The sequence below is a fragment of the Streptococcus caledonicus genome, assembly GCF_042656225.1.
In the GTDB taxonomy this organism is placed as follows: domain Bacteria; phylum Bacillota; class Bacilli; order Lactobacillales; family Streptococcaceae; genus Streptococcus; species Streptococcus caledonicus.
The window spans coordinates 275,038-284,342 of record NZ_JBHSOJ010000015.1; the positions used below are offsets into that span (position 1 = coordinate 275,038).

7 protein-coding genes and 3 pseudogenes are annotated in these 9,305 nt (G+C 36.7%); all 10 read right to left on the bottom strand.

Annotated elements, in window-relative coordinates; translation table 11 throughout:
• Positions 1-395, bottom strand: a pseudogene (locus ACFPQ3_RS03215) (IS630 transposase-related protein); the annotation flags it as partial.
• Between the two features lie 392 nt (positions 396-787).
• Positions 788-1,060: a PspC domain-containing protein gene (locus ACFPQ3_RS03220; RefSeq protein WP_156807154.1), complete on the bottom strand. Its 273-nt coding sequence runs from the start codon at positions 1,058-1,060 to the stop codon at positions 788-790.
• A 90-nt stretch (positions 1,061-1,150) separates the two neighbouring features.
• Positions 1,151-1,615, bottom strand: coding sequence for a SprT family protein (locus tag ACFPQ3_RS03225; RefSeq protein ID WP_156807155.1), 465 nt, complete (start codon positions 1,613-1,615; stop codon positions 1,151-1,153).
• Positions 1,602-3,761 (bottom strand): Tex family protein, encoded by a 2,160-nt coding sequence (locus ACFPQ3_RS03230; protein WP_156807156.1) that lies wholly within the window; start codon positions 3,759-3,761, stop codon positions 1,602-1,604. The genes ACFPQ3_RS03225 and ACFPQ3_RS03230 overlap by 14 nt, the downstream gene beginning before the upstream one ends.
• Before the next feature lie 82 nt (positions 3,762-3,843).
• Positions 3,844-5,394 carry a streptosactin export ABC transporter GggC gene (gene gggC / locus ACFPQ3_RS03235; protein WP_156807157.1) on the bottom strand — a complete coding sequence of 517 codons (1,551 nt, stop codon included), beginning with the start codon at positions 5,392-5,394 and terminating at the stop codon, positions 3,844-3,846.
• Positions 5,387-6,583 carry a streptosactin maturase GggB gene (gene gggB, locus ACFPQ3_RS03240; RefSeq protein ID WP_156807158.1) on the bottom strand — a complete coding sequence of 399 codons (1,197 nt, stop codon included), beginning with the start codon at positions 6,581-6,583 and terminating at the stop codon, positions 5,387-5,389. Before gggB ends, gggC begins: the two co-directional genes overlap by 8 nt.
• Before the next feature lie 62 nt (positions 6,584-6,645).
• The gene (gggA, locus tag ACFPQ3_RS11810) at positions 6,646-6,753 is read right to left on the bottom strand and encodes a streptosactin (protein WP_443031890.1); all 108 of its coding nucleotides are present in this window, start codon (positions 6,751-6,753) and stop codon (positions 6,646-6,648) included.
• Positions 6,754-6,833: 80 nt separating this feature from the next.
• The gene (locus tag ACFPQ3_RS03245) at positions 6,834-7,694 is read right to left on the bottom strand and encodes an Rgg/GadR/MutR family transcriptional regulator (RefSeq protein ID WP_156807159.1); all 861 of its coding nucleotides are present in this window, start codon (positions 7,692-7,694) and stop codon (positions 6,834-6,836) included.
• A gap of 210 nt (positions 7,695-7,904) precedes the next feature.
• Positions 7,905-8,402, bottom strand: a pseudogene (locus ACFPQ3_RS03250) (LLM class flavin-dependent oxidoreductase); the annotation flags it as partial.
• A 406-nt stretch (positions 8,403-8,808) separates the two neighbouring features.
• Positions 8,809-9,305: pseudogene (locus ACFPQ3_RS03255) on the bottom strand (IS30 family transposase); the annotation flags it as partial.

The following is a 9,305-nucleotide window of genomic DNA, read 5'->3' on the forward strand; positions in this document are numbered from 1 at the left end:
ACTATAAACAGGTGTTAAGTATTTTAAATGGTTAACATTTTTAAGAAATAAAGCTACTTTTGCTGGATCTTGTTCATAGTAAGTATTGAGTATATCCCATAGCTTTGAGAGCATAGTGAATGGTAGTTGGATGACAGTCAAATTCAGAAGCTATTTCAGCCAAATAAGCATCTGATGATCAGTAAGATAGTTTTTGAGGCTATCACTATCAACTTTCCTAGGTTTTGTTCCTTTGACTTGATGTGATGGTTTAGATTCCCTGTTTTCTCTTTTAGTTTTAACCAGCCATAAATGGTATGTCGTAAGATTTGGAAAACATCTGATGCTTCTGTGATACGACCTGTTCGCTTACAATAGGCGGGAACTTTTTCACAAAAATCTAATGCATATGCCATAAGAAGCTCATATCACATTATGTACTATTGGTATTTCATCTTACTATAAATAAAATCTAACTAAATGACTATACTTTAAAAGACAGAATATTTTATTTTTTGCTAAAAATCATTTATAGCTTAACTTAAGGAAGTCTCATTATTTTATTTCCTATATCAAACTAAAAACTTTCCTCTGTAGCGAACATTTCAATCCAGTCTGCCACAGCGATAGGCTTGGATATTTCATCGAGTTTACCTAGAATTCCTTATCATAGGGGATTTTCATGGTTCTACATAGATTCTACATCCACTATAAAACAAATAAGGCTAGAACTCTTGTTCCAGCCTTCAAAGGGGAGCTATATGACCTTTCTGTCCTGTTAGCAGAAAGATGGCAAACCTATACTACTCTAAAAGAACCAATCATCATCTTCTTTCAACGTCTCTGCATCTTTTCGTCTACGTGGTCCAGTACCATAACGTTCTTTTTCAATATCTTCTTTATAGGGAAGAAAAATTGCTAAAACGACATAGAGGAAAAGCCCAAAACCAAAGGAGAAATACATAAAAATCGCTGTCAAAATTCGGGCTAGGGACACATCCCAGTGAAACTTATCAGATAGGCCAGCTAACACGCCGCTGACAAATCGTCCTTCACGTTTCTTGTAAAAAACAGTTTCCATAGAAAGTCCTCCTCTATTAATGATATATCTATTCTAAACTTTTATGTTATAAAGCAAATCAGTCGCAGGACTGATTTTGGCAACACTACTTCACTGTTGAGCAAAAATTTCTTGAGATGATCTACTTGCCTCTAATCTACCTCGACATTTCCCACAACGATATTTACTAAGGTCAATGCGACGCTTTCGCCAGTATTCTTGTCCACAGGCTTTACACTCATAATGATAGCGATAAGCCTTTTGAGCCGACTGAGTCGGCGGCGCATACCGCAAACCATCCACTTTGGCTAGCAAATTTTTAAAGTCTTGATCCCCATGCTTGTAGCCTTTTTTCTGAAAATACAGATGGTAATGGCAGAGCTCATGGCGCACAATTTTTCGGAAAACATCAAGTCCATGCTCCGCATACAGTTTCGGGTTAAAATCCAGATGACCATCCTTTGGAAAAAATCGTCCTCCAGTCGTTTGAAGCCGATTATTCCAATGAGCCGTATGGTGAAAATCCCATCCGAAATCGTCTCTAGAGACCTGCTGAACGTACTTAATCAAGTCCATGTGGTTTTACTAAGCTTAGACCAATGCGGTTACGGTCCAAATCAACTTCGGTCACCCAAACTGTAACAATATCTCCAACAGCCAAGACCTCGCTTGGGTGTGGATAAGGAAGCGGCCGTCCATTCTTATCACGTTTACGCTTGACGAGACGAGACTGGTGAATAAGCCCATCTTCGTGGACGCCAATATCAACAAAGGCGCCAAAGTCCACAATATTACGAACCGTTCCCTGCAATTCTTGCCCAAGCTTCAAATCTTTCACATCCAAGACATCCTGACGAAGCACTGGTGCTTCAAACTCATCACGGAGGTCACGCCCTGGTTTCAACAGGTCTGCGATAATATCTGTCAGCGTTGCCTCACCAATATCAAGTTTCGCACTCATCTCTGAAACAGTTACAGACTGCAATTTGGTTTTGCTCGCATCATCCAAAACTTTAATATCCAAAAGTGCCAACAACTCTTTTACCGCTGGGTAACTTTCTGGGTGAACACCTGTATTGTCCAAGAAATTCTTAGCATTTGGAATGCGTAGGAAACCAGCTGCCTGCTCAAATGCTTTAGCACCGAGACGAGGTACCTTCTTGATTTCCGCACGGGATTTGATTTCCCCATTTTCCTCACGGTATTTAACAATATTTTCCGAAATAGTCTTATTAAGCCCTGCCACATGCGCTAACAGTGCTGGACTGGCCGTATTAACATTGACCCCAACTTGGTTAACCACCGTATCGACAACGAAATCAAGATTTTCAGCTAATTTCTTCTGACTAACATCGTGCTGGTATTGCCCAACACCAATCGATTTAGGATCAATTTTGACCAATTCAGCCAGTGGATCTTGCAGACGTCTTGCGATGGAGATGGCAGAGCGCTTTTCAACGGTCAGGTCTGGGAATTCCTGACGGGCTAGCTCAGAGGCTGAATAGACAGACGCCCCGCTTTCATTGACAATCACATAAGAAACCTCTGGGAAATCTTTCAAGACCTCTGCGACAAAGGCTTCACTTTCACGGCTAGCTGTCCCGTTTCCGATCGCAATCAATTCAATCTGATAAGTCGTCAATAGCTCAGCTAACTCTTTCTTAGCTACTGCAATTTTACCTGCACTTGCTGGTGGGATAGGATATATGACATGTGTGGTCATCAATTTACCAGTCTGATCAACAACGGCCAATTTAGCACCCGTACGGAAAGCTGGGTCAAAACCGAGAACCATCTTACCTTTCAACGGAGCAATAAGAAGAAGGTTACGCAAGTTTTCTGAGAAGAGTTTGATAGCCCCATCTTCTGCTACTTCCGACAATTCGGTGCGAATACGACGCTCCATAGCAGGCACAATCTTTTTCTTCAAAGCATCTTGAACGACTTTTTCGATGTAGGTATTTTTCTCCTTAAAGCGTGCTTCAGAGAAACGTGTCATCTTGTCCAACTGGTGGTTAAAGCTGACTTTTAAGATTCCCAATTTCTCTCCACGGTTAAGAGCCAGGGTCTTATAACCTTGGAGTTTAGATACCTTATCGCTAAAGTCATAATACACTTTAAAGACCTGTTTATCATCAGCTTCTTCGTTCTTAACTTGTGCCGTCAGCAAGCTATTACTCCAGATTTCATTATACGTCCACGAACGCAGTTTGGCATCTTCAGAAAGAGCTTCAGACAAGATATCACAGGCACCTGCTAAAGCTTTCTCAGCCGTTTCAAATCCTTCTGCAATAAATGCCTCTGCTTCTGACTCCAAGTTCGGAACATTTTGCAAAACCAGACGTGCTAATGGGAAAAGCCCTGCTTCACGCGCAATCATTCCCTTTGTACGACGTTTTTCCTTATAAGGCAGATAAAGTTCCTCAACATCTGCTAATTTTGTCGCCGCTTCAATAGCTGCTTTGAGTTCAGGCGTTAATTTGCCGAGCTCCTCAATCTTATTCAGAACAGTTTCCTTACGCTCTGCTAAGGTTGTCAGAGACTTGTCCAAATCAATAATGGCCTTGATCTGCACTTCATCCAAATTCCCCGTTTTTTCCTTACGGTAACGGGCAATAAAAGGGATGGTATTACCTTCTTCGGTTAGCAAGAGAACTTGCTCAATTTGCTGTTCTGTCACTCCCAAATCTTGAGAGATTTTAATAATATTTTGATTTTCCATAACACCTTCATTGTACCAAAAAAATCAAGATTTCTCTAGTTTCAATAAAAACAAAGGTCCTTAGGAAAATCTCCCAAGGACCTTAGATGTTATCTGATAAATCAATTACCTTATCATATCTAGCCAATGTCTCATCCTCATAGTGATGGATGACTTCTACTAGAGTTTGGCGCATCGCCATCAATATCTCTGAAATCTGAGTCGCATTTGCCTTATCAAGATTGGATTTAATCTCATCAGCCAAGATTAGTTGGTTATCATGATATAGACTACGAGCAATTTCTAAGCGTTGCTTTTCTCCCCCTGACAGCTGAGTATTATAAAGCAACTGATTTTTTAAGGATAACAGATTAACGGAAGTTAACACTTCTGCCATTTTTAAGTCATCAAGAGGTTGTCCAAGTGCAATATTATCTTCGAGGCTTAACCCATCAAAAACGTAAGATTCTTGCAAGATATAAGATACAGATTTGGAAATTTGCTCCTTTTCTAAGTGCTGTTGAGAAAAGGTCACCTCTCCTGAATCTGGTAGCTGTTCGCCATATATCATATTTAGAATAGTTGTTTTACCACTACCACTTGGACCGATTAGAGCAATCTTTTCACCTTCTTCAATATTAAATGTTAAGTCCTTAAAAATGGTGTGATTTCCCCGTTTTAGCCCAACACGGTTGATGTTAATCGGAAAGAGTGATTGAGAAGTTTTGGTAACCATTTCTTTGACATCATCTTCAAGTAAGAAAGCATAGCTATCTCTAAGCTGCTTCGTTGATTTGTAAGTATTGAGATAGTAAGATAACTCGTTAAACTGATAACCGATATTGTGCGCAACTAAATAAATCGCAACAAATTGGGAACCAGAGATATAATCATGATAAGTCATCACACCACCGATAATAATCGGAACAACCGAACAAAAGGCATCTATGCTATGGATAATGACATTATTCACGGTCCGTTGCTTTTCATAGCGAATATCTTGATGAACTCTTTTGGAGAGAACGTTCTCAAACCGTGCAAAGAAAAACGCTCTTGCACGATAATGTTTAATCACCCGTTCCCCACCAATAATATTTGTCACTTGGGATAGGTAATCTTGATTAGAATTAGCTCTAGCCTTTGAAAGACGATCTAATTTTTGACTACCAATCCCGCTACAAAGTGCTGGAATGGCGTAAAAAAAGATAAAAATTAGACCCAGGCCAAAATTCGTTAACAAGGCATAAGCTATGGAAACTGTCGTAAAACCGATAGATGATATGATAATAACACTAGGCTCAAGGTAATCATTTTCCAATTGTTTGACATCATTCTCTAGGTTAGATAGAATATCTGCTGTATGGATTTTATTACCCGAAAGAAAATGATTAAAGAGCTTACGTTTCATGTTTAGGGTAAAATCGGCAACAATTCTGGCATAGTAATACCGCTTTCCAGCAAGTCCTATCAAAATAATAAAATTCCCAATAATCCCTATAGCTAGAGCAATCCCTAACTCATTAAGAGATTTTTTCTCAAAACTAGCCACAATACGAGAAACCAGGCTCGGCGTGATAAGTGCCTCTAACCAAGTAATCGCAATAAAGATAAAATATACGATTAAATGCTTTTTAGAAATCAATTTGCTAAGCATATCTGATAAACCTTTCAAAGTTATTTACTAATTTTGATAAACGTTCTTTATCCTGACTCAGTTCAATAATTTTATAAATACAATATTCCATTAATATTTGTTTTCGACAGTCAATAAATTGTCCCTCTTCAGAGATAATAGGTGAATAACCATCAATCATATTTGCGACACACTCTACGCACATACCTTTACACCAGCAATCTTTACACTTAGTAAAATTATCTTTATTATTGAAATGAGAAACCTTATCACTGTTATGCGTCCCCCAAAACCTAAAACAAGATTTCACCGTTCCATCAACGTCAAATGTGATAGTTGTTTCAGGGTCAATATCATCACAAAAAGATTCTGCCTTACTTTTGAAAATCATTGATAACAAAACATCATAAACAATCGGACTTATATAGTTTTTATCGTTATTATTTATGATATCTTCTAGAGACTGATTAATAAATAGTTTTCGTTTTTCCTCGCTCATCTCCATTTCTTTTACTGCTAAAATTTTATTTTTACTAAATACATTATTGATATTAAATCTAACATCCATTTGAGTAAAGTAGTCATAGATATCCTCTTTTTGAAATCCATATTTTTGGTGCATTCGCGTATAAGTCGATGCAATCTCAAAATTTTCATAATTTATCTCCTTCAAATATTCAATAAATTTTAAAGTTCGTCTATGGCTCCCCTTTCCTCTTAGTCTATCATGAATTAATTGCGGACCATCAAGACTAATCGTTAAAAAAGGATGATAACGTTCAATCGTCTCTTTAACTTTCTTATTCAAAACTGTACCATTAGTCACAGTTTCAATTTTATTAAGTTCAATATTTTTAGAAAGTTCTTCAATAAGATAAACAAATAAATCAATGTTTAAAAATGGTTCACCTCCAAAAAGTATCAATCTCTTTATGCAACGAACCCCACTGGTGCTTAGCTGTTCAATAATTTTATCTGCTGTTGTAATATCCATGAGCTGACTAGTCATTCCATAATTACCCCCATCCGCATAACAATAAGCACATGAGAGATTACAACTATTTGAAATATTGATAACTACTTTTCTTAAAATATTGTTATCATGTTCTTTTCCAATATCGTTATTAGAATTATCTAACGAAGTTGAGAGTGTAAAATTATTAGAATTAAAATAATAAGTATTATATTCAGTAATAAATTCTTTTAACATAGTCAATCCTCTTAATAAAAGAAAGGGAGCAACTAGTCCCCCTCTCAACAAAAACTAGATAGTTACTGTCTACCACCACCGCAAGAATGACTAGGTCCACAATCATGAGCAACATAGCCAGATTGATTGACTAGTAATTCTTCCAAATCGATAATTTGATGATTATCCATTTTAGTGTCCTCCTTTATTTGATGGTTCAATTATACATTTCTAATATATATTTCAAAAATTTTCCCATATCTGCACATTATTACTTACTTGCTAAAAGTTTTTCTAAATGGCTTTCATAAATCTTTGCTAAGTGACTGCTTCCTGCTAATTTCATCGCTCCAATACACTTCTTCATTTCAATAATTGCTTTCCCATTTCTCTCTTTTTTGTACTGATATAGGTTTTGAGCGTATTGAAAAACCAATCGTTCATAAATCTCCGTCTCTATGAAAAAACATTGATTTAATTGCTTTTCAAAATACAAGGCATCCATAAGTTTTTCTCTTTCAACACATGTAATATATCCGTTTAACAGCATAGTTGAAATTAAGCGCCTATTATTAGGAATTTCTTTATAAAAGTCCGAACGTCTAGCCATTTCTCTTGCCAAAACCATAAAAACATTATGTTTTAAAACATCCAAAGTATTCATGAAAATCAATAATTCATAATATCCCCAATATTCTACACTAAATAAATAGTCAGTTAAATCTTCTAACTCCTTCTCATCATAATAATTTTCTCCTGATAAATCTTGCAAGCGAATTTTCAATAAAATGATATTGATTTGATGAAATTTCTCCCGTATATCCTCCAATTCCATCTGCGAATAAAGAAGTTTTTTCATACCCTCAACATCATGATTAGATACAAAATGTCTAACTTTTGATAAGAGTTCATTCAGTTCATCCCGATGAAAGTCATGAACCGCATACATAAATTCATCAATCGGCATGTTAATTCTATCCAAAATGAGCATGAACTTTGAAATGGTTAAATCCGTTTCTCCCTTTTCAAAACGTGAGAGCTGAGACGTTGATATACCAGACTTTGCGATATCTTTTAACTTTAATCCTCTAGACTCTCGAAAAGTTTTAAAAATTTCTCCAAAATTTTTCATCTCTCTTCCTCCATCACGCATATATGGGAATGTTTTTTTGTTTTTAATATTTTATCATATAATAAAAGAAAAAAAAAGTGAGGTAAATCACATGAATAAAGCAGGACTAATATCCTTACTATTCCTCATTTTTGAAGGGATTATAGTCATAGGAGTGGGATAAATTCAAAAACTAGCTTCCATGTTGAGCAACTAGTTTTGATTAACCTTTTATCTTTTAAAACGCTGTTTTACCAATGGTGCCACTTCTTCGCCATGCAACTTAATGACTTTTAGGATATTTTCGTGTGGCATAGAACCGATTGGTAAGTGAAACATGAAGCGGTCTAGCGACAAATCTTCAATGATACGAATGATTTTCTCAGCCACCGCCTTTGGATCACCGACAAACATTGCCCCATCAGGACCGATAGACTGAAGGTACTGCTCCTTGGTCATTTCACGCCAGTGCGGACGCCCTTTGGCAATGTTATCTACTGTTTGCTTAGTTGGATGGAAATAATGATCAATCGCAGCTTGATTGTCTACCTCAATCCATCCCCATGAATGTGCTGCGACTTTCAGCTGCTCTGGACAGTGACCATGACGAGCACCTAATTCTTTATAAATGGCAACAAGCTGCGCGAAATGCTTAGGATTACCACCGATGGTTACATAGGCAATTGGAAGTCCTTGTTCTGCAATACGAACCGTCGAATCCAAATTACCCTCTTGTGTCAAGTTAATGACAGCATCTCTTAACAATATTTTTTTAAAAAAGAGACTTCATGATAAAGTCTCTTCAGATATTCTTATAGTCAATTCGATAGCCACCAGCATGGTTAACTATAATTTGTTTCACTGATTCTCAAAGTGTTTCTTTAGACAGCGAACTGTCAACCATACATTGAGAATTATTCAATTTGTTTAATTCTTCTTCAATATCATCAAACTTCTTATCTATTTCTTGCTTATAATATATATAGGTTTCACGGTTAATTTTTTCATCCTTGTAATCTTGGGAATATGAGAACTTCTGATATTTTAATTGTGACATCAAGTAAACAAGAGACTTATTCGATTTTTGAGACGGAACGTCTTCTTTCTTAGATTTTAAATATCCCAGATTGTCAAATTAAGCTAGACATTTTATGTAACTCAGAAAAACTTGATAAGGTGTTTGATAGTTTAGTGATTTCCTAGGAATGTTATTTCGTCTATCAGCTATAGCTGATAACACTTTTTGAGACAAGCCATTAAAATCCATTTGTTTAGGTAGTCCATGACGTCTTAATAACCCATTTGAGTGTTCATTTAATCCAGGTTGCCCAGGGCAACCTGGATCCGCAAAGAAAATATCAATGTCGTGTTGGTTAGAAATCGTCTTCCAATTACAGAACTCTCTCCCACAATCAAAGGCCATTGATTTAAAGAGATCTTTTGGAAATCTTGAGAGCCATCTAGTTAGTGCTTGTTCAATATCACTAGCTTTTCGCCCCTTTGTTCGAAGCGTGATAATAGTGTGATAATAGTGTGATAACAGCACTTTTGTGGTTTTTACCAACAATAGTATCCCCTTCAAGATGACCAAACTCACTATCAAATTCTGGATAGACTTTCGAACGCTCACGA

Coding starts and splice junctions, on each gene's coding strand:
- gggA (WP_443031890.1), bottom strand. CDS start 6,753: ATGGATAATCATCAAATTATCGATTTGGAAGAATTACTAGTCAATCAA.
- ACFPQ3_RS03220 (WP_156807154.1), bottom strand. CDS start 1,060: ATGGAAACTGTTTTTTACAAGAAACGTGAAGGACGATTTGTCAGCGGC.
- gggB (WP_156807158.1), bottom strand. CDS start 6,583: ATGTTAAAAGAATTTATTACTGAATATAATACTTATTATTTTAATTCT.
- ACFPQ3_RS03245 (WP_156807159.1), bottom strand. CDS start 7,694: ATGAAAAATTTTGGAGAAATTTTTAAAACTTTTCGAGAGTCTAGAGGA.
- gggC (WP_156807157.1), bottom strand. CDS start 5,394: ATGCTTAGCAAATTGATTTCTAAAAAGCATTTAATCGTATATTTTATC.
- ACFPQ3_RS03225 (WP_156807155.1), bottom strand. CDS start 1,615: ATGGACTTGATTAAGTACGTTCAGCAGGTCTCTAGAGACGATTTCGGA.
- ACFPQ3_RS03230 (WP_156807156.1), bottom strand. CDS start 3,761: ATGGAAAATCAAAATATTATTAAAATCTCTCAAGATTTGGGAGTGACA.